This is a genomic window from Nonomuraea sp. NPDC049269, from assembly GCF_043197155.1.
GTDB lineage: Bacteria > Actinomycetota > Actinomycetes > Streptosporangiales > Streptosporangiaceae > Nonomuraea.
The window spans coordinates 325,727-349,118 of record NZ_JBICSO010000009.1; the positions used below are offsets into that span (position 1 = coordinate 325,727).

21 protein-coding genes and 1 pseudogene are annotated in these 23,392 nt (G+C 72.3%); 11 read left to right on the top strand and 11 right to left on the bottom strand.

Translation table 11 applies throughout. From position 1 onward, the window contains the following. Complete coding sequence (locus ACGFNP_RS44690; RefSeq protein WP_393329360.1) at positions 1-846, top strand: thioesterase II family protein; 846 nt, start codon at positions 1-3, stop codon at positions 844-846. Then, complete coding sequence (locus ACGFNP_RS44695; protein ID WP_393329076.1) at positions 756-2,525, top strand: amino acid adenylation domain-containing protein; 1,770 nt, start codon at positions 756-758, stop codon at positions 2,523-2,525. The genes ACGFNP_RS44690 and ACGFNP_RS44695 overlap by 91 nt, the downstream gene beginning before the upstream one ends. Here the strand turns inward: ACGFNP_RS44695 and ACGFNP_RS44700 are convergent. The 7 genes from ACGFNP_RS44700 to ACGFNP_RS44730 are packed head-to-tail and all read right to left on the bottom strand — an operon-like array spanning position 2,516 to position 8,710. Continuing rightward, complete coding sequence (locus ACGFNP_RS44700) at positions 2,516-4,030, bottom strand: class I adenylate-forming enzyme family protein (RefSeq protein WP_393329078.1); 1,515 nt, start codon at positions 4,028-4,030, stop codon at positions 2,516-2,518. The genes ACGFNP_RS44695 and ACGFNP_RS44700 overlap by 10 nt on opposite strands. Continuing rightward, a complete protein-coding gene (locus tag ACGFNP_RS44705; protein WP_393329080.1) occupies positions 4,020-4,811 on the bottom strand; it encodes a hypothetical protein in 792 nt (263 codons plus the stop codon). The genes ACGFNP_RS44700 and ACGFNP_RS44705 overlap by 11 nt, the downstream gene beginning before the upstream one ends. After that, the gene (locus tag ACGFNP_RS44710; RefSeq protein ID WP_393329082.1) at positions 4,801-6,063 is read right to left on the bottom strand and encodes a beta-ketoacyl synthase N-terminal-like domain-containing protein; all 1,263 of its coding nucleotides are present in this window, start codon (positions 6,061-6,063) and stop codon (positions 4,801-4,803) included. Before ACGFNP_RS44710 ends, ACGFNP_RS44705 begins: the two co-directional genes overlap by 11 nt. After that, positions 6,060-6,536: a 3-hydroxyacyl-ACP dehydratase FabZ family protein gene (locus ACGFNP_RS44715; protein ID WP_214636462.1), complete on the bottom strand. Its 477-nt coding sequence runs from the start codon at positions 6,534-6,536 to the stop codon at positions 6,060-6,062. The genes ACGFNP_RS44710 and ACGFNP_RS44715 overlap by 4 nt, the downstream gene beginning before the upstream one ends. Beyond that, on the bottom strand, positions 6,520-7,083 hold the full coding sequence (locus ACGFNP_RS44720) for an acyl-CoA thioesterase (RefSeq protein ID WP_393329084.1): 564 nt from the start codon (positions 7,081-7,083) through the stop codon (positions 6,520-6,522). Before ACGFNP_RS44720 ends, ACGFNP_RS44715 begins: the two co-directional genes overlap by 17 nt. Beyond that, the gene (locus ACGFNP_RS44725; protein WP_393329086.1) at positions 7,080-8,459 is read right to left on the bottom strand and encodes an aminotransferase class III-fold pyridoxal phosphate-dependent enzyme; all 1,380 of its coding nucleotides are present in this window, start codon (positions 8,457-8,459) and stop codon (positions 7,080-7,082) included. The genes ACGFNP_RS44720 and ACGFNP_RS44725 overlap by 4 nt, the downstream gene beginning before the upstream one ends. After that, positions 8,456-8,710 carry an acyl carrier protein gene (locus tag ACGFNP_RS44730; RefSeq protein WP_358324131.1) on the bottom strand — a complete coding sequence of 85 codons (255 nt, stop codon included), beginning with the start codon at positions 8,708-8,710 and terminating at the stop codon, positions 8,456-8,458. The genes ACGFNP_RS44725 and ACGFNP_RS44730 overlap by 4 nt, the downstream gene beginning before the upstream one ends. Positions 8,711-8,969: 259 nt before the next feature. Between ACGFNP_RS44730 and ACGFNP_RS44735 the strand changes: the two genes are divergently transcribed. Continuing rightward, positions 8,970-9,698, top strand: coding sequence for a class I SAM-dependent methyltransferase (locus ACGFNP_RS44735; RefSeq protein WP_393329087.1), 729 nt, complete (start codon positions 8,970-8,972; stop codon positions 9,696-9,698). Positions 9,699-9,764: 66 nt separating this feature from the next. Here ACGFNP_RS44735 and ACGFNP_RS44740 read toward each other — a convergent pair. From ACGFNP_RS44740 to ACGFNP_RS44750, 3 genes and pseudogenes are all read right to left on the bottom strand, one after another. Further along, positions 9,765-10,685, bottom strand: a pseudogene (locus ACGFNP_RS44740) (RNA polymerase sigma factor); the annotation flags it as partial. A gap of 519 nt (positions 10,686-11,204) precedes the next feature. Beyond that, positions 11,205-12,629, bottom strand: coding sequence for a wax ester/triacylglycerol synthase family O-acyltransferase (locus ACGFNP_RS44745; protein WP_393329089.1), 1,425 nt, complete (start codon positions 12,627-12,629; stop codon positions 11,205-11,207). A 31-nt stretch (positions 12,630-12,660) separates the two neighbouring features. After that, positions 12,661-13,713, bottom strand: coding sequence for a winged helix DNA-binding domain-containing protein (locus tag ACGFNP_RS44750; protein ID WP_358324139.1), 1,053 nt, complete (start codon positions 13,711-13,713; stop codon positions 12,661-12,663). 9 nt (positions 13,714-13,722) lie between these two features. On the opposite strand from ACGFNP_RS44750, the gene ACGFNP_RS44755 reads away from it, so the two are divergent. Together ACGFNP_RS44755 and ACGFNP_RS44760 are read left to right on the top strand one after the other, a co-directional pair. After that, entirely contained in the window at positions 13,723-14,937 is a 1,215-nt protein-coding gene (locus ACGFNP_RS44755; RefSeq protein WP_393329091.1) for a cysteine desulfurase-like protein, read from the top strand. A gap of 22 nt (positions 14,938-14,959) precedes the next feature. Continuing rightward, positions 14,960-15,931, top strand: a complete 972-nt coding sequence (locus ACGFNP_RS44760) for a tyrosine-type recombinase/integrase (RefSeq protein WP_358324144.1) — start codon at positions 14,960-14,962, stop codon at positions 15,929-15,931. Here the strand turns inward: ACGFNP_RS44760 and ACGFNP_RS44765 are convergent. Continuing rightward, complete coding sequence (locus tag ACGFNP_RS44765) at positions 15,905-17,896, bottom strand: AAA family ATPase (RefSeq protein ID WP_358324147.1); 1,992 nt, start codon at positions 17,894-17,896, stop codon at positions 15,905-15,907. The genes ACGFNP_RS44760 and ACGFNP_RS44765 overlap by 27 nt on opposite strands. A gap of 61 nt (positions 17,897-17,957) precedes the next feature. Between ACGFNP_RS44765 and ACGFNP_RS44770 the strand changes: the two genes are divergently transcribed. The 6 genes from ACGFNP_RS44770 to ACGFNP_RS44795 all read left to right on the top strand — a co-directional run bounded on the left by ACGFNP_RS44770 (position 17,958) and on the right by ACGFNP_RS44795 (position 23,355). Next, positions 17,958-18,569 (top strand): TetR/AcrR family transcriptional regulator, encoded by a 612-nt coding sequence (locus ACGFNP_RS44770; protein ID WP_393329093.1) that lies wholly within the window; start codon positions 17,958-17,960, stop codon positions 18,567-18,569. A 31-nt stretch (positions 18,570-18,600) separates the two neighbouring features. After that, positions 18,601-20,475: a polysaccharide lyase family 8 super-sandwich domain-containing protein gene (locus ACGFNP_RS44775; protein WP_393329095.1), complete on the top strand. Its 1,875-nt coding sequence runs from the start codon at positions 18,601-18,603 to the stop codon at positions 20,473-20,475. A 39-nt stretch (positions 20,476-20,514) separates the two neighbouring features. Beyond that, positions 20,515-21,039: a PadR family transcriptional regulator gene (locus ACGFNP_RS44780; protein ID WP_358324156.1), complete on the top strand. Its 525-nt coding sequence runs from the start codon at positions 20,515-20,517 to the stop codon at positions 21,037-21,039. Between the two features lie 29 nt (positions 21,040-21,068). After that, positions 21,069-21,812 (top strand): siderophore-interacting protein, encoded by a 744-nt coding sequence (locus tag ACGFNP_RS44785; RefSeq protein WP_393329097.1) that lies wholly within the window; start codon positions 21,069-21,071, stop codon positions 21,810-21,812. Positions 21,813-21,860: 48 nt separating this feature from the next. Beyond that, a complete protein-coding gene (locus tag ACGFNP_RS44790) occupies positions 21,861-22,445 on the top strand; it encodes a CoA pyrophosphatase (protein ID WP_358324161.1) in 585 nt (194 codons plus the stop codon). A gap of 250 nt (positions 22,446-22,695) precedes the next feature. Then, positions 22,696-23,355: a lysophospholipid acyltransferase family protein gene (locus ACGFNP_RS44795; RefSeq protein WP_358324163.1), complete on the top strand. Its 660-nt coding sequence runs from the start codon at positions 22,696-22,698 to the stop codon at positions 23,353-23,355. Positions 23,356-23,392: the final 37 nt, after the last annotated feature.

Here is a 23,392-nt window from a genome sequence, read left to right on the forward strand (position 1 = left end):
ATGTCAGCGGCGGAGTCCTGCTTCTGGACTCCGCGCCGCAGGCCCGGGGCGGCACTGCGCGCGGTCTGCTTCCCGCACGCCGGCGGTGACGCGCTGTCGTACGCCTCCCTCGCCCGCGCGCTGCCCGACGACATCGAGGTGCTGGCCCTGCGGATGCCCCGCCCCGGTGACCGGCGAGCCGAGCCCGCACCTGATCTCGCCACGTTCGCCGGGCGGATCGCCCGCGTGCTCGCGGACCTGGCACCGCCGTACATGGTGGTGGGTCAGAGCCTGGGCGCCCTGATCGCCTTCGAGGCGGCCAGAGCGGCGCCGGGTACGCCCCCCACGGCATGCCTGTTCATCTCGTCGGCGCCCCCGCATCGCTGGGCGGAGACGCTCGGCATCTACGCGGCGGACGGCGCGGACCGAGCGCTGCTGTCCCATCTACGTGACAGCGACGGAACGATGGGCGCGGCGCTGGACGATCCGGCCGTAAGGGCGCTCGTGCTCCGCGACCTACGGGCAGATCTACGGCTTTTGCAGGGGTACGCCGCCTCCGTGGAGCCGCGGCTCACCTGTCCCGTCCGCGTCCTGGTCGGCGCCGAGGACCCGGCGCTGTCGCCGGACGACGTCGCCGGCTGGAGCCGCTGGACGAGCGGGCCCTGCTCGGTCGCGTCGGTGCCCACCGGCCACTTCGTCGTACGGCATGGAGAGGCTTTCGTCGTTCAGGAGATCACCCGCGTCGCCACCGCGGGGTTCACGACCGAGGGAGAAGGATGTTCGACTCGGAGATCGGCCGGCGGGTCGCAGAGCACGCCGCCCAGGCCCCCGACAGCCCGGCCGTCGTGTCCGCCGAGGGCGTCCTGACCTACCGGGACCTGGCCACGCGGGCGGAACGCTACCGTGAGGCGCTGGCGGCGGCGGGACTGCGCGCGGGGGACGTGGTGGCGATGGCGCTGCCCGACGGCGCGGTCGGCATCGCCGCGATGCTGGCCGCGTTCACCGCCGGTACGGCCTTCGTCTGGCTCGACGAGGACCAGCCCGCCGCGCGGCACCGCGCGATCCTGGAGGACTGCGGACCGACGGGTGTGGTGGCGACGCCGAACGGCGTGGAGCAGGCGGCCAGGTCGGCGGGTTGCCCCGCGGTGGTGACCGTCCAGGGCGACGAGGCGACGGTGGTCTCGGCCGCGCCGTCCGGGCCGCGCACGGAGACGGTGCCGCGGGACACGAGCTGCCTGGTCTACACCTCGGGCTCCACCGGCAGGCCCAAGGGCATCGTCCAGCGCAGCGGGAACCTCCTGCACTTCGCGCGCTGGCTCGCCTCGGAGACCGGCCTGCGCCGCGGATCGCACATGCTGCAGCTGGCCCGCCTCAGCTACGACGCCGCCTACCTGGAGATCCTCAGCGCCCTGGACTCCGGTGCCGCGATCGTCATCCCGCCGCCCACGGTGAAGCCCGACGGCGCCGAGCTCCTCCCGTGGCTGGACGGCCGGGAGGTGACGCACGTGTTCTGCGTGCCCACGCTCATCCGCCGACTGCTGCTGGCCCGGGAGAGCGCGGGCGAGCCGCCCGACCCGGGCATGCGGGCGGTCAGCCTCTACGGCGAGCCCCTGCACAGCACGACCGTGGACCAGGTACGCGCCCACTTCCCGCGGGCGGCGGTCTACAACATGTACGGCCCGGCGGAGACGACCGTCGCGACGTTCCACCTGGTCGAGCCGGGCTGCGCCGGGGACATCCCCATCGGCCGGGACATCCCGGGGATAGAGACCTTGCTGCGCGGGGGTGAGAGCGCGTCGGACGACGAGGGCGAGGTCTGGATCAGGACCCGGTTCCTGGCCCGCGGCTACCTGGGCCGGCCCACGGAGACCGCCGCGGTCTTCTCGGAGAAGGACGAATCCGGCCTGCGTACGTACCGGACCGGGGACCTGGCGCGCAGGCGGCCCGACGGCGCGCTGGTGTTCCTGGGGCGCCGCGACCACCAGGTCAAGATCCGGGGCGCCCGCGTCGAACTGGCCGAGATCGAGGCGGTGCTACGGTCCGAGCCGGGAGTGGCGCAGGCCGCCGTCGGCGTCTTCACCGACGAGCACGGCACCGTGCATCCCGCCGCCTACCTGGAGCCGGTCGCGGCGGCGAAGGTGGATGTGCGGGTCCTGCACCGCCGCCTGGCGGGCGTTCTGCCCGCCTACATGGTGCCCGCCGCGTACGTCCTGCTCGACAAGCTGCCCCTCACCGCGACCGGGAAGATCGACCGGAACGGGCTGCCGGATCCGAACACGCTCACGTCGGGTACCGGCGCCCGGGGAGCGTTCAAGACCGGGACCGAGCGGCGACTTGCCGCGATCTGGCGCGAAGTGCTCGACCGCCAGGAACTGGGCGCCGACGACGACTTCTTCGAGCTGAAGGGGCACTCCCTCATGGCCGTCCGCATCGCGGCGGCGGTGATCGAGGAGTTCGGGGTGGAGATCCCCGTCCGGGCCGTCTTCGAGCATCCCACCGTGCGTGAACTGGCCGGCTACATCGACGAGGAGCTGTCTCACTTGTAGGCGCTCTCCTGGGCGGGGATACCGCGGATCCGGCAGGGACGTTCGGCGCGGAGCAGGAAGCGGTGCAGCTCGGCCCGGACGCGCCGGACCGCGTCGTCGGTGACGTCGCGCATGTACAGCTCCAGGACGAACCGCTGCCCATCGTGCTCGACATGCTCCTCGTGCTCGACATGCTCCTCGTGCTCCTCGTGCTCGTCGTCGCCGGCGTACGTCCCGCGCCCGTCACCGTACGTTCCGCGCCCGTCATCGCCGGAGTACGCGCCCCGGCCACCGGGACACGGGCGGGTGGCCGCGGCCACGACGCCGGGAAGCGCCTCGGCCAGGCGGCGTACCGACGGCAGCGACACCTTGACCCCGTCCACGACGCAGGAGTCCCCCATGCGTCCGGCGAAGTGGAGATAGCCGTCCGCGTCGATGCGGAAGAGGTCCCCGGTGGCGATCTGCCCCGGTGTGGGGCGCCCGTCCATGACGCGGCCCTCCGTGGCGCGGCCGTCGGTGGCGCCGACCCGCCGCACGAGCACGGTGTCGGAGGTCACGAGCAGCTCTCCCACGCCGTCGCGCACGTCACGCAGGGACACCCCGACCCCGGGCAGCGGGCGGCCGACCGATTCGTGCCGGTGGACGGGTTCGAGGTGCGCGGCCAGCGTGCTGACCCGTGGCCCCGCCTCCGTCAGGCCGTAGGTGATGTACACCTCCAGGTCATCCCGCCCCTGCAGCAGCGCGGTCACCTCCCTGGACGGCAGGGCGTCACCGCCCACGGTGAGCATGCGCAGGCCCTTGGGCGGCTCGCCGGGCACCAGGCCGCGCAGGAGGAAAGGCGTCAGCGAGGAACTCGTCACACCGTGGCGCCGCACGGCGTCGGCATAGCCCCGCGGGCTGAACGGCGGGCCGGTGACCACCAGACGGGCGCCGGTGACCAGGCCCGCCAGCGCCTGGGCCACCAGGGCGTAGGAGAAGTTCAGCGGCAGCGTGATGAGCATCGTGTCGTCGGCCCGCAGCCCGACCGCCCCGGCGTGCCTGGCGGCGTTCCGGAACAGGGACGAGGCCCGATGCAGGCAGCCGCTGAAGATACCGGAGGTCCCGGAGGTCAGGATGATCACGTGGCCGGGGCCGTGGTGCTGCCAGGGGCCGGGCAACGTCGCGACGGCGGCGCGGTCGAAACGCCTGACCGCCGTACCGGGGACGACCCTGCCGTACGGGGTGACCAGCAGCCGGGCGCCGAGCCGGCGGGCGACCTCCCTGAGGCGGCTCGCGGGCATGGCGGGTGGAACGGCGACGGGCACCGCCCCGCCGTGCAGCGCGCCGAACAGGTACCGCAGCAGCGCCGTCCCACTCGGCAGGGCGAGCACCACCACGTTCCCCAGCCCATCGACCAGCCCGGCGAACAGATCGGCGGCGGCCGCGACGGGCACGGGCGGGCGGGGCTCCGCGTCGACGTCGACGGCCCGCTCACGGAGATAGCTCTCCACCTCGTCGGACGGCGGGCCGAGATCCTCAGCGCTCATCTTCCGGACCCGCTGTCCGGCCGTCGGCGGCGTGGTGGCCGGGTATGGGGTCCGATACCGGGCCGGTGATGTGGCGGCCGGGCAATGGGCCTGGCGTCCAGCCGGTGACAGCGTCATGGCCGGGTGACGGGCCTGGCGTCCAGCCGGTGGCAGCGTCATGGCCGGGTGACGGGCCTGGCGTCCAGCCGGTGGTGATGTGGTGGCCGGGTATTAGGTCCTGGTCGGGGGCGGTGGCGTGGCCGGCTATCAAGTCCAGGCCGACGGCGGTGTGGTGGCCGGGGCGCGCGCCCAGGATTCGGCCGACGGCGGTGTGGTGGGCGCCGTTCACGGTGTGCTCGGCGACGGCGACGTACCGGCACTGGCCGGTCGCCAGCCAGCCGGCCGCGATCAGCGCCACGACGGGCGCCGCGCGCTCCGGTGGCATGCACACCAGCAGGCTGGGGCCGCGGAAGCCGAGGGTGATGCAGAGCAGGCCGGCGAGCGAGCCGGGGTTCGCGCCGGCGAAGCGGAGCGGGGAGACGCGGCCGCGGGCGGCCGAGTCGGCGACCGAGCGCATGGTGTGGCGGCTGCCGTGGTCGCTGACGGCCAGCGCGCCGATCTCGGCCGGCTCCCGTCGTACCGCCTCCGGCGCCTCGGCCAGCGCCGCCTCCACTGCGGACACCACGAGCCAGGCCGCCGGGTCGGCGTAGAAGGAGGCGGTCCGGCGTCCCTCCGCGGCCAGGTCGCCGGTCTCGCGGAGCCCGCGGGCCAGGGTGGTCAGACCGGCGCGCTCACCGTACATGCCGCACTCCCGGAGTGAAGGCCAGGCTCGTGATGAACCCACCGAAGCCGAGCGTCAGGCTGAGCCCCGCCCCCGGCCGCAGTCCGCCCGGCCGGCCAGCGGGGACGGGAAGGGGAAAGCCCGCCGGCACGTCCTCCAGGCCCACGACCGGCGGCACCGTGCCGGAGTGCAGTGCCAGCACGACGGCGATGGCCTCCAGCACCCCGGTGGCGCCGAGGGTGTGCCCCAGCGCGCCCTTGGTGGCGAACACCACGGGCGGCGCACCGCACCCGCCGAACAGCCTGCTCAGGGCGCCCGACTCGGCGGCGTCGTTGACGGGCGTACCGGAGCCGTGGGCGTTGATCACGGCGATGTCGTCCAGGCCGAGCCCGGAGGCGGCCAGGCAGCGTCGTACCGCGAGGTCGACGCCGGTCCCGGCCGGGTCGGGCGCCGTCATGCCCGCCCCGTCGTTGGCCGCCCCCGTTCCGGCCAGCACCGCGTACGGTTCGGCCCCGCGGGCGCGGGCCGACTCCTCGCGTTCGAGCACGACGAACCCCGCGGCCTCGCCCAGGAGCGTGCCGTCGGCCCGGCGGTCGAACGCGCGCAGCCTGGTGGGCGACATCGTCCCCAGCACGGTGTGCGCCAGCCGTTTGGCCGGGGTGACCACATCGGCCGCGCCGCACACACTCACCTCGGCGACTCCCGACCGAATCACCTCGGCACCGACCGCGAGCGCGTCGGACCCGGACGAACACGCCGTGCTGACGGCGACGGGCGGCAACCGCAGCCCCGCACCGGCAGCGACGTCTGCCGCCCACTGGTACAGATCCGCGTCCTCATCGTCCAACTGCGCCCCAAAGCTGGTACCCAGCACGGGGTACGGCTCCACCCCGGCGCCAGGCGCGACCCCGGACGACTGGGCCGACGGGTCGGGCGCCCCGCCAGGGGTGAGTCCGTCCAGCGAGTCGGACGCCCCACCAAGAGCGAGCCCGGACGGCCCGCCATCTCCCCAGGACCCGCGCGCCTGTCCGGGGGTGAGCCCGGCGTCGGTGAGGGCGCGGGACAGGACGCCCTCCGCCAGGGCCCGCTGTCGTACCGACGGTTTCAGCTCCGGCGGCGGGTCGGGCAGGGTCGCGGCGAGCAGGTTGCGCAGGCGATGCTCCGACGGCACCTCCCGGAACCCGTCGTCCCCGTCGAGCAGCCGCTGCCACACGCCGGCCAGGCCGTCGCCCAGCGCCGTGGACCAGGCCATCCCGGTGACCCAGACGTTCACCACAGCCGCCGCCCGAGCTGCTCGACCGGGACCCGGATGAGGGAGCCGCGGAAGGCCGCCGCCCGTTCGCCCTCCACCGTCGCCCGGCAGGAGAAGTGGAAGGTGTTGCCGATGATCCGGTCACTGCGCACGTCGAAGATCACCTGGTCGCCGACCACCACGATGCGATGGAACCGGCTGTGCGCCGAGCCGATGAGCGTGATCTCGTCGTCGGCCAGCTTCGACGTGCTCATCTGGTAGAGGATGATGCCCGACTGGGCGATGGCCTGGACCAGATGGCTACCGGGGAAGATGGCCCGCTCGGGGAAGTGCCCGGCGATGGCGTCCATGGTGCCGGACACCGACAGCATGCTGCGCAGGTACTCTCCCGGCACGTAGTCGAGCACCCGGTCGATGTAGATCATGGGATGCCGGTGCCGCAGCCACTGCTTGATCTCTGTGAACCCCAGGGTCGACTCACCGGTCTCGGCCATCGGTCCTCCCTTCGCTCAGCTGGGCGCGCAGCGCGGCACGCAAGGCGGCGGGCAGCGGGGCCGGCGTGCCGTCGGCCGCGTTGACCAGGCACATCACGAGCGTCCCCGTGGCGAGCAGCATCCCCGCCCGGGCGCCCGCACGATCAACCCCGGCGTCCGTACGATCGGGCCAGACGTCCGCGCGATCGCGCCAGACGTCCGCGTCATCACGCCCGACGCCCGCATGATCAGGCCCGGTGTCCGCGTGATCGGGCAGGCGGCACACGGTGCCGGAGACCCGCCAGGAAGCGCCGCCCACGTGGTCGATGCCGGCGCGTACCTCGATCCGGTCGGGGAAACGGGCGGCCGCCCCGTACCGCATGCGCAGCTCGGTCACGGCCGGCTGCAGCTGGTGCTCGCTCATCAGCCGGGTGCCGACGCCCATCGCCTCCAGGTCCTCCAGGAGCGCGGTCTCGATGAGGGAGGCGTAGCGGGTGAAGTGGACCACCCCCGCGGCGTCGGTGTCCACGTGCTCGACACGGCGGCGCAGCGGCCGCGGCCCGCTCACCGGCCGTCCCCGAGGAACCTCGCGGTCCCCCGCTGGATCGCGGCGACCAGTTCCTCCAGGTCAGCGGGGCTGGTGACGAGGGGCGGGGCCACGCGCATGGTGGGGAAGACGTACGGCAGGCCGTGGGAGCGACGGCCCGCGCCGGCCATGAACTCGACGTAGCAGCCCGCCCTGATGATGTGCGACCGCAGGTCGCGCAGCCGGTCAGCGGCGTCCTCCGTGAGTTCCAGCCCTTGGAGCAGCCCCGTGCCGCGCAGCCCGCGATAGGTGCCGGGGAACCGGTCGAGCACCTCCCTGCCGAGAAGCTCGGCCAACTGGGCGCCGAGCTCGGCCGACCGTTCGAGCAGCTTCTCCTCCTCGATCAGCCGCAGCCCGTCGTGGATCACCGCGCAGGTCAGCGGGCGCAGGTCGGAGGTGGCCACGGCCCCGGACGGCCGCACGGCCAGCGACCGCCTGGCGATCACCATCGAGGTGGACAGCACGCCCATGCCCAGGCTCTTGCCGATGACGGTGACGTCCGTGGGGATCGGACCGTGCTCGTCCGCCATGGCGAAGAACCGGCCGGTCTTGGCGAACGTGAGGACCTCGTCGGCCACCAGCAGCGCCCCGTGCTCGGCGGCGAGCGCGGCCAGTGTCCGCAGGTAGCCGGGCGGCGGGACCAGCAGGCCCGCGTCGCCCTGGACCGGCTCGACGACGACGGCCAGCAGGCGCCCGCCGTCGCGGGCGAAGAACTCCAGCAACGGCTCCAGCGCACCGAACGGAAGGTGCTCCACCGCCAGCCCATAGGGACCGCCTGCGGCGATCTGGGGAAGCCCGACGCGGAAGTGGCGCCGGTTCAGCAGCGGCGTGAGCGCGCCCGTCCAGCCGTGCCACGCGCCCTGGAAGGCGAGGACGAGATCGCGGCCGCCCCGCTCGGGGTCGGGCCGCAGCCGGCGGTGGTCGTACCTGGACTCCAGGACCAGCCGCATGGCCAGTTCCATGCCTTCGGAGCCGGAGTTGCGGCCGGCCGCGTGGTAGTCGCCCGGCGTGAAATGGTCGCACCACAGCCCGCCGGAGCCGAGCGTCCCGGCGAGGAGGCGGGTGCGCTCCGCGGACTCGATCTCGTCGGTGGCGTACCCGAGATCCGTCGCCGCGCGGGTCAGGGCGCGCAGCACGGCCGGGTGACCGGCCCCGAGGCAGGCGCTGGCGTAGCCGCCGGAAGCGTCGATGACCTCGAACGGCTCGCCCGCGGCGCCGCCGCGCTCGGCCAGCCGCAGCCGCACACCTCGGCCGCCGAGCGAGACGAACGGCAGCTTGCCGCCGCCGTAGTGGTCCAGGTGCAGATCTCCGTCGAGGCCGTGGGACGGCGACACGGCGGTCGGTCCCGCGTGGCTCACGTCCCGCCGCCCTGCAGCCGCCGGATGAGCGCGGTCAGGGCGGCGATGGTACGGAAGTTCTCGGGTACGAAGTCCTCGTCGGAGATGCGGACGTCGAAGATGTCCTCACATTGCACCCGTAGTTCGGTGAATCCCAGAGAATCGAGCCCGTAGATGTCGCGCAGGCTCTCGTGGTCGCTGATTTCCTCGGCCGGCGTCTCCACGAACAATTCGGTCGCCAGAATCTTCTTTATGGTGCCCTCGATTTCCATTACACCTCCGGACAAAGCGCATGGTAAAGAGAACAGCACGGCAGGTAGCCGCAGAATGAGGTGGGCGTGGCATCTTCGTCACGGATCGGCTGGTCGACCGTGAAACCCCGGGACCCAGGGGCCGCCAACAACGACCAGCATGAACCAACCGAAGTTGTTCGTCAATTGCACCCGGCGTCACCGGGTTCACTTGAATTCCGCGGGAAGCGGAAATGTGAATTACCCCGGCACGCCGCCTTTTCGATCTACAGTGACCTATATGAACACGGGCACTGGACCGGGGGTGTTCACCTCCGACGGCTCACCGGTGGAGTTCTACGCGGCGATCGCCGCCGCGGGCGAACCGGAGATCATCCAGAGCGCGGTGCCGGCCGGAGGGTCGATTCTCGAACTGGGCTCGGGTGCGGGCCGGGTGACGCGCGCCCTCGCCGCGCTCGGCTACGACGTCGTGGCCGTCGACGAGTCGGCCGAGATGCTGGCCAAGGTCGAGGGCGCGGAGCGGGTCCACGCGCGGATCGAGGACCTCGCGCTCGGCCGCCGCTTCGACGCCGTGCTGCTGGCCTCGCTGCTGGTGCACGTGCCAGAGGAGTCGACCAGGCAGCGCTTCCTCGACTGCTGCCGCCGACATGTGCGCGACGACGGCGTGGTGGTGATCCAGTGGATTCCGCTGGACGTGCGCGCCACCTGGTCGGTGGGCACGACCTTCGCGCGGTCCGGGTTCACCACCACGATCACCGAGTTCGCCCCGTCGGGGCCGGAGCTGGTGGACCTCACCCTGAGGTACGAGATCGACGGCCGCCGCTGGACGCAGTCGATCGTCGAGCGTCCGCTGAGCGACGACCAGCTCACCGCCGCTCTGGCCGACGCCGGGCTGGTCGTGGACCACTTCCTGACCCCCGACCGAACGTGGCTGGCCGCCCGCCCCGACCCCCGACCGGACGCGCCAACCGCCCGGCCTAACCCCGATCGGACGCGACCCGCCTCGTGACCCCCCGACCGGACGCGGCCGACCGCTCATCGTGACCCCACGATCGGACCCGGCCGACCGCCCGTCCTAGCTGAGGTATTCGCGCAGCGCCAGGGCCCTGGACGGGTGGCGGAGCTTGGACATGGTCTTGGCCTCGATCTGCCGGATCCGCTCGCGCGTCACCCCGTAGATCCTGCCGATCTCGTCGAGGGTCATCGGCTTGCCGTTGGTGAGGCCGTAGCGCATGGAGATGACGCCCGCCTCCCGCTCGGACAGCTCGTCGAGCAGGGCCCGCAGTTGCTGCTGGAGCAGGGTGAACGAGACCGCGTCGGCCGGGGAGACGGCCTCGGTGTCCTCGATGAGGTCGCCGAACTCGCTGTCGCCCTCCTCACCGAGCGGCGTGTGCAGGGAGATCGGCTCGCGACCGTAGCCCTGCACCTCGGCGACCCGGTCGATGGGCAGCTCGGTCTCGGCGGCGATCTCCTCGGGCGTGGGCTCGCGACCGAGCTCGCCGGCCAGCCGCCGCTGCGTCCGCGCCACCTTGTTGATCATCTCGACCATGTGGACCGGGATGCGGATCGTCCGCGCCTGGTCGGCCATCGCCCGGGTGATGGCCTGCTTGATCCACCACGTGGCGTAGGTGGAGAACTTGAAGCCGAGCCGGTAGTCGAACTTCTCGATCGTCCGGATCAGCCCCAGGTTGCCCTCCTGGATCAGGTCGAGAAAGAGCATGCCGCGGCCGGTGTAGCGCTTGGCGATCGAGACCACCAGGCGCAGGTTGGCCTCCAGCATGCGTTCTTTGGCCCGCGTGCCGTCGTCGGCGATCCATTCGAGGTCGGCGCGCAGCTGACTGGGCAGGTCGGTCTCGGTGCTGAGGCGCTCGGTGGCGAACAGGCCCGCCTCGATCCGCTTGGCGAGGTCGATCTCCTGCTCGGCGGTCAGCAGCGGCACCCGGCCGATCTCCTTCAGGTACGCCTTGACTGAGTCAGCGCCGACGACGGCGGCGCCGTCGGCGATGTTTTCGTCTAGCTCGAGAACCTCTGCTGCCTGGGACAAGACACTCTCCTCGCTCGGGTCGTTCGACTGGCGAATATCGATGTCGGACCTGGAAGTCCCTCGGGGGTAAGGGAGCGGGAGACCGGGCAGGTCGTCGCGGACCACGCTGCCCATCTGCTCCTGATGCGCGGGTCCGGCTGAACGACCGCGGCCCGGGGGGCGAAGACGGCCATCATCGGTTACTTCCCGCGCGCGGGGGATTCAGCACCTGTCCGGCGTAAGAGGTTGGCGGTGGTGGTGCGGGGCAACGCGGGACCGTGCTCGCCGCCGTTGTGGAAAAGGCGACGAGACGCGTGTCCGGCCTGCTCGATCCCGTCATCGATATCCAAGCTACCCGCTGCCCGGCCATGCTCGGCCCGGCTCAGCCGTCGGCAAAGGCACGCTGCCATGCGATGCTCCCCTCCTCGGCACCCAAGCTCCCACATGCCACCGACAGTTCCGCCGATCAGGAAGGCCGGGAAGACCATCGAGCTATTGCGGCAACTCCCTTTCCGCGTTGAGCAGTTCGTCGAGTGCCGCGCGTAGATCGTCGGCGAGCTCCCAGGCGTCGGGCACCATCTCCCTGTCGGTGATCACCCCGATGTCCAGCGAGCCGTCGTAGGAGAAGGCGGTGATGTTCACCCCGCCGCTCACGTCGGTGATCACCGAGACCGGGTAGTGGGTGAGCAGCCGCGCCCCGCACACGTACAGGGGGAACTGCGGGCCCGGTACGTTCGAGATGGCCACGTTGATGGGCGGGACCGTCTGTCCGACCAGGCCGAACGCCGATCTGGAGGCCAGCCCCATGAGGGCGGCGGGCATCGACTCGCTCAGCTCGCGCAGCCATCGCGCGGGCGCCAGCGAGAACCTGTCCTTGATCCGCTGCATGGCCAGCCGCACCTGCTGCAGCCGCGCGACGGGGTCGTCGAGGTGGACGGCCAGCGGCGCCGTCATGAACGTCACCTGGTTGCCCCCCGCCCCCGGCTCCCGCAGCGAGAACGGCACCCCGGCCACCAGCGGCTGGCGCGGGACGCCGCCGTGCGCGGCCAGCCACCGGCGCAGCGCGCCCGCGCACACGGCCATCACCACGTCGTTCACCGTCACCCCGAACGCCTTGCGCACCTGCTTGATCTCCTCCAGCGGCAGCGAGACGAACGCGAAGCGCCGGTGCTCGGAGACCGGCCCGCTGAACGGCGTCTTGGGCGCGGGCAGCGACGGCAGCTCGGGGGCCTGCCCGGAGCCGGCGACCTTGCGGGCCAGCCCGGACAACATCCGGCTGCCCGGAAGCGACGACACGACGGGGATCTCGTCCAGGTGCGGCATCGCCCGGGCGGCGAACCGTACCGCCTGAGCCGGATTGCCCGCCAGCCTGGCGAGCCCGCGCAGGATCATCTCGGCCGATCCCGGCGGCGGCGAGTCGCGCTCGGGCGCGACCGCGGGCGTCGGCGCGGGTACGGGGCCCAGGTCGAGGAGCGCGGCCAGCACGTCGGCGCCGCCGATGCCGTCCACGGCCGCGTGGTGGATCTTGGTGTAGAGCCCCATGCGGCCACCGGACAGGCCGTGGATCAGGTAGATCTCCCACAGGGGCCGGCGGCGGTCCAGGCGGCGGGCGTGCAGCCGGGACACCTGGTCGGCCAGTTGCCTGTCGTCACCGGGCGGCGGCAGCCCGATCTCCCGTACGTGATAGTCGAGGTCGAGGTCGTCCTCCTGCACCCAGTAGGGGTGATCCAGTCCGAGGGGCACGTGCGCCAGCTTGCGGCGCAACGCGGGCACGTACGGCAGCCGCCGTTCCAGCAGGGCCTGGAGGTCGGCGCGGTTGAGGTCGCCGTCCAGGATGGCCAGTCCGGCGATGTTGGCGATGTTCGTGGCCGTCTCGAAATGGAGGAATTGGGCATCCAGGGCGGTCAGCTGCGGCATGGCTCACACCTCCGCCCCGAACAAACCAGAATCAGCTCATTACTTCAAGTGAGCGCGCCTCCGCGCCGGGCTCGGCGAAGGCCAGCAGGGCCATCCCCTCTTCCTCCAGCACCTCGGGTGAGACCGGGGTGAAAGGTGTGATGAGCAGCTTGGCCTTCCTGCCCGTGCGCTTGATCTGCCAGGTCCCGGCCACGAAGCCGTCGACCAGGTAGGTGGCGCGGACGCGCAGGTTCTTGGTGACGACCTGGCCGCGGTACGCCTCGGGCAGCACGCGGGTGCGGTCGGCGTGGCCGAGCAGCAGGTTGTCGAAGTCGGGCAGGAACCTGACCGGCGCCGGCATGTCCCCCTCCGGCCTGGGTGCCTCGGGCAGGTCGAACAGTTCCCTGCCGTGCTCGTCCACCAGCACCTCCAGCCGGTCGCGCATGCCGTTCAGCACGCTCTTGAGCCCGGTCAGCCCCGACCACGTCTGCATGTCGGCGGCGGAGGCCGGCCCGAACGCGGCCAGGTACCGCTCGACGAACGTCCCGAGGTCCGGCTCGGCGGCGAGCTCGATGCCCGGCAGGGCGAAGGCGGACTCGCGCGGGAAGCTCCACGGGTCCTCGGTCGGCACCATGATCAGCGGGACGAGCATGCGAACCGCGTAGCCGAGCGCCCGATCGTAGGCGCCGGGGAACTCGTTCTCCAGCCGCGGCCGCAGCTCGTTGAACGTGTGCGGCCCTTCGGCCAGCAGCCGCTCCGCCACCGCCGCGACGGCGTCGAAGTCGAGCTCGGGGAAGCGGCGCGCCGCGCCGGCGAGCAGGGGGTGCAAGAGGGGACGGAACGCGGCGAAGTCCGCCGCGGTCACCAGGTGCAGGGTGGCCCGCATCATGGTGGCGCGCACTAGCGTGCGCGCCCGCAGCGCCGCGTGCAGGTCGTCGCGGGCGAACCCGTCCAGCCGGGTCCACATTCCCAGGTACGGGGGGCGGGGCTCCTGCGCCTGCAGGCCGGCGAGGCGATGCGCGACGCTGGTCACGCCGCCCTGGTGGCGCCGCAAAAGATGCTGCCGGGCCAGGGTGGCCCGGTTGAGTTCCCTCAGGGTGAGCATGAACACATCATGCCCTTTGATACTAAATTTCCTGTTCAATCGGTGCGCGCGACCTACCCCGCGCTGGACGACGGCCACGCCTACCTCGACGGCGCGGCGGGCACCCAGACGCCCCAGTCGGTGATCGACGCCATCGTGACCGCCTACCGCACGGGCATCGGCAACGTGGGTGGCGCCTTCGCGGCCAGCCACCGCTCCGACGAGATCGTGGCGGCCTGTCGTGCGGCCGTGGCCGACCTGGTCGGCGGTCGTCCGGACGGGGTGATCCTGGGGCCGAACATGACGACGCTCACCTATCGCTTGGCCGGGGCGCTGGCCAAGGGCTGGGGTCCGGGCGACGAGGTCGTGGTGTCGCGGCTGGACCACGACGCCAACGTCCGGCCCTGGATACAGGTCGCGACGCGGGCCGGGGCGACGGTCCGCTGGGCCGAGGTGGACCTGGCGACTGGGGAACTGCCGGTGGAGCAGTACGCGGACCTGATCGGCGAGCGCACCCGGCTGGTGGCGGTGAGCGCCGCCAGCAACGTGCTGGGCACCCGTCCGGACGTGGCCGCGATCGCCGCGCTGGCGCACGAGGCGGAAGCGCTGACCTACGTGGACGGGGTGCACGCCACCGCGCACGGCCCCGTGGACATGGTGGAGCTGGGCGCCGACTTCTACGCCACCAGCGCCTACAAGTGGGCGGGCCCGCACATCGGCGCGGTCGTCGCCGACCCGGCGCTGCTGGAGACGATCAGACCGGACAAGCTGGCCTCCTCCCTCGACACGGTGCCCGAGCGGTTCGAGACGGGCACGTCCGCCTTCGCCGATCTGGCCGGGGTGACGGCCGCTGTGAACCACCTGGCCAAGATGGTCCCGGGCACGGGCACCCGCAGGGAGCGGCTGGTGACCTCGATGTCGGCCGCCGAGTCGTACGAGCTGGAGCTGTTCGCCGTGCTGCTCGAGGGCCTGGAGTCGATGCCGCACGTCACCCTGTACGGCAAGCCCGCCCGGCGCACCGCGACCGCCTACTTCACCGTCGCCGGGCGTACCCCTCGCCAGGTGGCGGAGGCGCTGGCCGCGCGCGGCGTGAACGTGTGGAACGGCCACAACTACGCCTGGGAGCTCACCGGCGCGCTGGGCATCCGCGACTCCGGCAGCGCGGTCCGCGCCGGGCTGGTGCACTACAACGACCCTTCGGACGTCGACCGGCTGCTGCAGGGAGTGGCCCGCCTCCAGGAGTGACCCCGGAAGCTAAGATCGCCGGGTGAGCCTGCCCGCCCTACCGGGCCTGCCGACCACGCTCGTCGAGCCGGCCCGCGACCCCTACCACGTCTACCTCGACTCGCTGACCAGCCCCGAGTCGCGCCGTACGATGCGCGGCTGCCTCGACCGGCTGGCCCGGCTGCTCACCGGCGACCAGACGGCCAGCGGCGCTGGACAGCCGTGGCATCTGCTGCGCTACGAGCACACGGTGCGCATCCGCACGTTGCTGACCGATCAGGGCTGGTCTGCGGCCTACGTCAACAAGCACCTGGTCGCGCTGCGCCGGGTGCTGAAGGAGGCGTGGCGGCTCGGGCAGAGCAGCGCGGAGGACTACGCGCGCGCCTCCGACCTGGCCCCGGTACGCCAGAGCCGCCTGCCCACCGGCCACCACGTGCCGCCGGAGGTCGTGGGAGCGGCCTTGTCGGCCTGCGACGACTCGCCCGCCGGGATCCGCGACGCGGCGCTGATCGCGGTGCTCTACTCCACCGGCTGCCGCCGCGCCGAGATCGGCGGGCTGTCTCTGTCCGACTACGACCCGGGCGCCCGCTCGCTCCGGGTCCGCGGCAAGCGCGACAAGGAGCGGCTGGTCTACCTGACGACCGACGCGATCGGGCTGGTCGAGCGGTGGCTGGCGGTGCGCGGCGGCGAGGCGGGCGCGCTGTTCAGCCCGATCAGCAGGATGGGCCGGGTACGCCTGCGCGACGGCCGGCCGGTCGGGCTGACCGGGCAGGGCATCGCCGACATCCTGACCAGGCGGCTGGGTGAGGCCGGGGCGTCCCGGCGTACGGCGCACGACTTCCGCCGCACCTTCATCGGCGAGCTGCTGGACGCGGGCGTCGACCTGGCCACCGCCCAGGCCCTGGTCGGCCACTCGTCTCCGGCCACCACGGCCCGCTATGACCGCCGCCCGGAGAAGACCCGCCGCGAGGCCGTCGACCGCATCCGCCTACCGGCCGCCCGTCCCCTCGCCTGAGCTCGTACCGAAGACATCGAGCGGCAGCGGCCGGGAGTGCACCACGTCCAGCCGGGAGACCGCGCGGGTGAGCGCGACGTACAAGCGGTTGAGGCCGCGGGCCTCGGCCTCGACGATGGCGGCGGGCTCGGCCAGCACCACGTGGTCGTATTCCAGGCCCTTGGCCATCGAGGCGGGCACCACGCTCAGCCGCTCGCCGAGGTCGAGGCCGCCGTTCCACAGGGCGTCGGTCAGCGTGCCGGCGTCGGCGTCGGCCGCGATCACGCCGATCGACCCCTCGAAGGTCAGCGCCTCACGGGCGGCCGCGACGACCCCCTTGTCCAGCTCGGTCACCCGGGTGACGAGCAGCCTGCCGTCGGCGCGGTACGACGTGGTGGCGGGCACGTCCACGTCGAGCGCCGCCAGCAGCCGGTTGGCCGGGCCGACCACCACGGCGGGCACCCGGAACCCCGTCGTGAGCGCGATGACGCCGGCCTCCGGCTTGCCGAGCAGTTCCAGGTGCCGCGGCCAGGACGCGGCCGCCCATGGCGTGGTGCCCTGAGCCAGATCGCCGAGCACGGTGATCGAGCCGTGCTCGCTGCGTCTGGCCACCGCCCTGCACTGCATCGGCGACAGGTCCTGCGCCTCGTCCACGATGACGTGGCCGTAGCCGCTCGGCCGTTCCAGCAGCCCGGCGATCTCGTCGAGCAGCACCAGGTCGGCCGCGGACCACTTGGCGCTCTTGTAGCCGCGCGGCGGCCGGGCCCAGGTGATGGCCGCCCGCTCCTCGGCCGTCAGGATCGGGGCGGCCGGTCCCGGGTCGCTCAGCAGGGCGCACAGGAGCTCCTCCGGGCGTACGGCCGGCCAGATCTCGTCCAGGAACGGCGTGAGCGCCTTGCCGATCTTGCGGGTCCAGACGGCGTTGCCCGTGCGGCCGCGCAGCTCGGCCTGGCGCCGCATCAGCTCGGTGATCCTGGCGCGCACCCGTTCACGCCCGATCGCGTACGGCATGCCGTCGCGCCGCGTGTCGTCGACGATGCGGCGCAGCTCGTCCGCACCGACCCGCCACCGGAAGGAGCCGTCCGCGACGGAGACAGGCTCGACCGGCTTGCCTATGCGCCCGTACAGGACCGTGCGCAGCACCTCGGCCATCCGCGCGTCATGCTTGACCAGCGCGGCGGCCGGGCTGTCGGTGGCCGTGACCGCGACCGTGCCCAGCAGCCGCTCCAGCGTGGTCTGCTCGACGTCGACCTCGCCCAGCGCGGGCAGCACGGCCGAGATGTAGCCGAGGAAGGCCCGGTTGGGGCCCAGCACCAGCACCCCCGAGCGCTCCAGCCGCTGCCGGTGCGCGTACAGCAGGAACGCCGCCCGGTGCAGGCCGACGGCCGTCTTGCCGGTGCCGGGTGCGCCCTGCACGCAGATCGACTCCTCCAGCCCGGCCCGGACCAGGTCGTCCTGCTCGGGCTGGATGGTGGCGACGATGTCGCGCATCGGGCCGACGCGGGGCCGTTCGATCTCGGCGGCCAGGATCCGGCTCTCGGTCTGCTCGCCTTGGGCGAGCCGTTCGTCCTCGAAAGAGGTCAGTGTGGTGCCGGCCCAGCCGAATCGGCGGCGCACCTCGACGCCTAAGGGGTCGCGGGCGCTGGCCCGGTAGAAGGCCCGCGAGACGGGCGCCCGCCAGTCGATGACGACCGGCGGGCCGCCGTGTTCGCCCGTGATGTGCCGCCGGCCGATGTGGTAACTGCGCCCCTGGTGTTCGGCGGAGTCGCCACCGAAGTCGAGCCGTCCGAAGAACGGCGGGCCTTCCGGCTCCTCGCTCAGCTCCTTGGCCAGGCTCTTGAGGTGACGGCCGAGCCGTTCGGCGCTGTAGCGGTCGCCCGCCACGCTCTCGCCGACGATCACGTTGTCCCGGGCCGCGTCGAGCATCCTGCGCAGCCCGGCTCCGCACTGTTCGACGTATCGTCTCTCCTCGTCGAGCGTGGCCATCCGACCTCCAGTTAACTCGGTTAATACTTTTACCAGGTTAACACTTTGTTAGAGTGGACTCATGACAGGACTCCGGCAGTTGCACAGGGAACAGGTGCGCGATGCCATCTCCGCGGCGGCCATCTCGCTCTTCCTGGCGCGTGGTTTCGACGAGGTTCCGGTCGCCGAGATCGCCGCCGCCGCGCGGGTGTCGAAGCCGACGCTGTTCAAGTACTTCCCGGCCAAGGAGGACCTCGTCCTGCACCGCATCAGCGACCATCAGGGCGAGTTCGCGCGGGTGGTGCGGCAGCGCGCCGCGGGCGAGCATCCGCTGGCGGCGCTGCACCGGCACTTTCTCGAAGCCCTGGCCAGGCACGACCCGGTCACCGGGCTGAACGACCAGCCGGAGGTGATGGCCTTTCGCCGCCTGGCCTTCGGCACGCCCAGTGTGGCCGCCCGCCTGCTGCACTTCATGTCGCTGGACGAGGACGCCCTGACCGCCGCGTTCGCGGAGGCTCCGGAGATCCCCGACGCCCTCACCGCCTCGCTGCTGGCGGCGCAGGTGCTGGCCGCGCACCGGGTGCTGGCCAAGCACAACTGGCAGGCCCTGGCCGACGGGCGCACGCTGGCGGAGGTCGAGCCGGAGGCCCTGCACCGCGCCGACCGCGCCTTCGCCCTGCTGCGCCACGCTTGAGCAGCGACCTGCCCGACCTCTGAGGAGCGACATGCCCGACCCTGGAACGGCCCCCGGAACGGCTCCCGAACCAGCCCGCGAAACGGCCCTCGAACCGGCCGTCGCGACGGCCCTCGCGACGGCCAGAGCCCGGCTGCTGCGCGAGCTGCTGGACTCCGCCTCCGGCACCACCGCCATCGGCGCGGCCTCCGGCCTGGCCGGGCCCGGTCCCCTGGCGGACGGGCCCGGCGCCGACGGCACGTGGCCGGACCTCGACTACGCCGACCGGGGCGACGGCCGGAACTGGGCGCCGCTGGAACACCTGTCCAGGACCCTCACCCTGGCACTCTCCGAACAGCACCGGCCCACCGCGCTCCCCGCCCTCGACGCCTGGCGCCGCCACGCCCCGCGCAGCGCCAACTGGTGGTACAACGAGATCGCCGCACCGCAACTGGCCGGTGACGCCCTCCTACTGCTCGCCGACCGGCTCGGCCCCGCCGAACGGGCGGCCTGGGGCGCCTGGCTCGCCGGCTGCGCGGGCCCCGGCGAGATGACCGGCCAGAACCTCGTCTGGACCCAGGCGGTCGTACTGCGTCACGGCCTGCTGGTGGACGACGCCGGCCTGGTCTCCTCGGCGGTCGCGCGCATGTCGACGACCCTGCGGGCGACCCGTGGCGAGGGGATCCAGGACGACTTCAGCTTCCACCAGCACGGCGCCCAGCTCTACTCCGGCGGCTACGGCTTCGCGCTGGCCGCCGACCTGGGTCTGTGGATCCATGTGGTGTACGGCACGCCGTGGGCGTTCGGTACGGCCGAGGTGGGTTTCTTCACCGATTTCCTGCTGGACGGCCTGCGGTGGGCGATGCACGGAGGCGTCTTCGACTTCACCACCATGGGCCGCAACATCACCCGCGCGGACGCCCACCGGCCCGCCGCCGACCTGCGGACCGCGATCCGCCGCCTGCGCGCGGCCGGTGCGCCTCGCCAGGACGAACTGGCCGCCTTCGAACGGCACCTGGCCGAGGCCGAAGCCGGACGGCCCGCCGCCGGACCCGTCGGCTGTCGCTATTACCCGCGTTCGGACTATCTCGTGCATCGGCGACCCGGCTGGTCGGTGTCGGTGCGCATGTCGTCGAGCCGTACCGCGCCCACCGAGAGCATGAACGGCGAGAACCTGCGTGGCCGTCACCTCGGCGACGGCGTCGCCCCCATCCGGATCGGCGACGGGCCGCAGGACGGCTACCGGGCGGTCATCCCGTTGTGGGACTGGGCGCGGCTGCCGGGCGTGACCGCCGAGCAGCCGCCCGGCACGGCGGCGCTCCTCCCCCGCCCCAACGACCGGCACGGCGCCTCACCGGACGTCGGCGGCTGGACGGACGGGCGCCACGGCATCGCCGTGATGCGCCTGGCGGGGACCGACCGGATCGCGGACGGGTGGAAGGCGTGGTTCTGCTTCGACGACGTGTTCGTCGCGCTCGGCGCCGGGATCACCGCGCCGTCGGCGGCGTACCCGGTGGTGACGACGATCGACCAGCGCCTGGTGTCCGGCCCGGTGACGACGGGCCGTTATGCGCACCACGGGCGGATCGGTTACGTGCCGCTGTCCGATCGGGAACCGATGTGGACGCGGGTGGAGCGCCGCACCGGTAGCTGGTCGGACATCACCGCGACCGGGTCCACCGAGCCGCTGACCGCCAGGCTGTTCGCCGTCGGCTTCGACCACGGCCCGCGGCCGGACGGCGCCACGTACGCGTGCCTGGTCCTGCCCGGCGCCGACGCGGCGGCCACGGCCGCGCGCCGGGCGGACCCCGGTGTCACCGTGCTGTCCAACACTCCCCTGCTGCAGGCGGTCCGCTGCGACCGCACCGGTGTCACCCTCACCGCCCGCCACGACGAGCACGGGCTCGTCTTCGCCGCCGAGAGTTGATGTTTACTTCGCTATATCGTTCGATATAGCATCCGAGCCATGATGAACGCACGCCGCGCGCCCGGCGGAGGCGGTGTCGGGCCTACTGGGCGGTTCTTCGGGCCGGGGGAGCTGCGCCTGGCCATCCTCGCCCTGCTCGCCGAGCAGCCCGGCCACGGCTACCAGGTGATGAACCGCCTTGCCGACCGGTTCAACGGGACGTACGAGCCCAGCGCGGGCTCCATCTACCCGACGCTGCAGTTGCTGGAGGACGAGGGCCTCGTCCGGATCGAAGCGGCCGAGGGCCGCAAGGTGCACCACATCACCGAGGCGGGCCTGGGCGTGGTCGGCGAGCAGGCCGAGGAGATCGACCGGCTCTGGGCGCGGGCGGCCAGCCGGAGTGAGTGGGGGATGTTCCGCGAGCCCGAGGCGGCCGAGATCATCGGCCCTGCCCTGCGCCTGGTCAAGGCCGCGGTCAAGACACTCGCCCACGCGCACGGCGACCCCCGGGTCGTCGACGAGATCCAAACGATCTTCATCGAGGCCCGCCGCCGGATCGAGCAGCTGGACCCCCGCCGCCACTGACCGCCTTATTCATGAGGAGTGCTGTTGACGTGAAGACGACCATCACCCACGCGCTGCGCGACCGGCTGTTCGTCGTCGGCGAGGTCTTGGAGACCGAACAGGTGACGCCGCGCATGCGGAAGATCAGAATCGGCGGCGAGGCCCTGGCAGGACTGAAGTGGACGCCGGGGCAGCACGTCCGCCTGGCGGTCAAAGACATCTTCACGGCGCGTGCGTGGTTACGGGGCGAGATCGCCAACGCCCTGCGTACGTACTCGATCTGGCACCACGACCCCACCTGGCACACCATCGAGCTGATCGGCTTCGACCACGGCGGCGACGGCCCCGGCACGAGCTGGATCAGGAACGCCCGGCCCGGCCAGGAGATCGCCTTCACCAAGCCGGAAGGCAGCCTCGTCGTACGGCCCGCTCCGTACCACCTGTTCGCCGGGGAGGAGACGGCGTCGGTCGCGTTCGGCGCGATGCTGCGCGCGCTGCCCGAGGGCGAGGTGGTGTTCGGGGCCGTGGAGGCCGACGGGCCCGGCGACCATCTGGACCTGCCGCGCGACCTCACCCAGGTCTGCCGCGAGGGAGCCTCCGCCGCGAGCTCGGAGCTGCTGGTGGCGGCCGTCAGGAAGCTCGCCTTGCCGGACGAGCCCGGCGTGGCCTACCTGGCGGGGGAGGCCCGGACGATCCAGGCCGTCCGCGCGCATCTGGTGCGCGAGCGGGGCTGGCAGCGCCAGAACGTTCGGACGAAGCCCTTCTGGACGCCTGGCAAGCGGGGACTCGACTGATAAATGCGCATTTGGCGGGCGTGAGATCCTGGGCTGGTGCTTCCTCCGATGGACGAGCTCCGTGAGCTGGTCACCACCCGCCTGACCGCCTTCGACCGCCGGGAGGCGCCGCCGGCCGAGGGGGTTCGCCGGGCCGCCGTGACGGTGTGCGTGCTCAGGGACACCGCCGGCCTGCCGTACACGATCCTCATCAGGCGGGCCCCGCGCGGGCGCAACCCCGGGCAGTGGGCACTGCCAGGCGGGCGGCTCGACGACGGCGAGCAGCCGGTCGAGGCGGCGCTGCGGGAGCTGGCCGAGGAGACGGCCGTCACGGGCGTCGTGGTGGCGGGGCTGCTCGACGACTTCGTCACCGACTCGGGGTTCGTCATCACGCCGGTGGTGGCCTTCGGCGACGGCCAGCAGCCGGTCGCCGACGGGCACGAGGTGGCCTCGGTGCACGCGGTGCCGCTGGAGCGGTTCCTGGCGCCGGAGGTGCCGCGCTGGCGCGGCGGGCTGCTGCAGATGCCGCTGGGGCCCTCGATCGTGGTCCACGCGCCGACCGGAGCGATTTTGTGGCAGTTCGCGGAGGTGGCCCTGCGTGGCCGTGAGCTGCGGGTCTTCGATGTAGCACAACCACACTGGACCAGAACCTGACCGATTCTTTTGGGCCGGTGGAATACGTGCCGCCGGATGTCCGTTAGCATCGAATGGCCGATGTGGTCTGTGTCCCCCGGGCCGCAAATTACCGCCTTCACGGAATACCGTTCGGCTGGAGCCGTGTTGTGCATCTCGCCGAGGAGGCGACCGCCACATCGGCCTTAGGCTTTTCAGGCGCCCCGGTCCCGGCCGGGGCGCCTGCTCTAGGGTGGGGTGGCCCGGACCGCCGATCATCCAGGAGAGCCCGTTGCTATATGAAGTGGTCAAGTTCGCCGCTGCGCCGATCGCCCATGCGATGTGCCGCCCGCACATCTCCGGTGCGGTGCACGTGCCGAGGACGGGACCGGCCATTCTGGCCGCCAACCACTTGTCGGTGCTCGATTCCTACCTGCTGCCCGCGCTGCTGCCGCGGCACGTGACGTTCGCCGCCAAGAAGGAATACTTCTCCGGCAACCCGGTCTCCGGCTGGTTCATGCGCCTGGGCGGCAGCCTGCCCACCGACCGCGACAGCGCGCACGCCGCGCAGGAGATGCTCGACGCCGCCGCCGACCTGCTGGAGCGCGGTGAGCTGTTCGGCATCCACCCCGAGGGCACCCGCTCCCCTGACGGCCGCCTCTATCGCGGCAAGATCGGCGTGGCCTGGCTGGCGCTCAAGACGGGCGCGCCCGTCCTGCCGGTGGCGCTCAGCGGCACCGAACGCGTGCTGCCGGTCGGCTCCAAAGTGCCGCGCCCGGCCAAGATCGGCATCACGATCGGCGCGCCGATGCGGTTCGAGGGCGACCACACCAAGGCCCGCGACCGCCGCCGGGTGACCGACGAGATCATGGCCGCGATCCGGGAGTTGTCCGGCCAGGAATACGTGCCGACCTATGCGTCAAGTTTCAAAGCCGCAAGCGGTATGTCCTAATTTGTCGCTAAGCTCGGCAATCCGTCGATGATCAGGG

Bases quoted from the DNA above. Each gene is read 5' to 3' on its own strand.
- ACGFNP_RS44690 (WP_393329360.1), top strand. From the start codon at position 1: ATGTCAGCGGCGGAGTCCTGCTTCTGGACTCCGCGCCGCAGGCCCGGG.
- ACGFNP_RS44695 (WP_393329076.1), top strand. From the start codon at position 756: ATGTTCGACTCGGAGATCGGCCGGCGGGTCGCAGAGCACGCCGCCCAG.
- ACGFNP_RS44700 (WP_393329078.1), bottom strand. From the start codon at position 4,030: ATGAGCGCTGAGGATCTCGGCCCGCCGTCCGACGAGGTGGAGAGCTAT.
- ACGFNP_RS44705 (WP_393329080.1), bottom strand. From the start codon at position 4,811: ATGTACGGTGAGCGCGCCGGTCTGACCACCCTGGCCCGCGGGCTCCGC.
- ACGFNP_RS44715 (WP_214636462.1), bottom strand. From the start codon at position 6,536: ATGGCCGAGACCGGTGAGTCGACCCTGGGGTTCACAGAGATCAAGCAG.
- ACGFNP_RS44730 (WP_358324131.1), bottom strand. From the start codon at position 8,710: ATGGAAATCGAGGGCACCATAAAGAAGATTCTGGCGACCGAATTGTTC.
- ACGFNP_RS44735 (WP_393329087.1), top strand. From the start codon at position 8,970: ATGAACACGGGCACTGGACCGGGGGTGTTCACCTCCGACGGCTCACCG.
- ACGFNP_RS44745 (WP_393329089.1), bottom strand. From the start codon at position 12,629: ATGCCGCAGCTGACCGCCCTGGATGCCCAATTCCTCCATTTCGAGACG.
- ACGFNP_RS44750 (WP_358324139.1), bottom strand. From the start codon at position 13,713: ATGCTCACCCTGAGGGAACTCAACCGGGCCACCCTGGCCCGGCAGCAT.
- ACGFNP_RS44755 (WP_393329091.1), top strand. From the start codon at position 13,723: ATGCCCTTTGATACTAAATTTCCTGTTCAATCGGTGCGCGCGACCTAC.
- ACGFNP_RS44765 (WP_358324147.1), bottom strand. From the start codon at position 17,896: ATGGCCACGCTCGACGAGGAGAGACGATACGTCGAACAGTGCGGAGCC.
- ACGFNP_RS44770 (WP_393329093.1), top strand. From the start codon at position 17,958: ATGACAGGACTCCGGCAGTTGCACAGGGAACAGGTGCGCGATGCCATC.
- ACGFNP_RS44775 (WP_393329095.1), top strand. From the start codon at position 18,601: ATGCCCGACCCTGGAACGGCCCCCGGAACGGCTCCCGAACCAGCCCGC.
- ACGFNP_RS44780 (WP_358324156.1), top strand. From the start codon at position 20,515: ATGATGAACGCACGCCGCGCGCCCGGCGGAGGCGGTGTCGGGCCTACT.
- ACGFNP_RS44790 (WP_358324161.1), top strand. From the start codon at position 21,861: ATGGACGAGCTCCGTGAGCTGGTCACCACCCGCCTGACCGCCTTCGAC.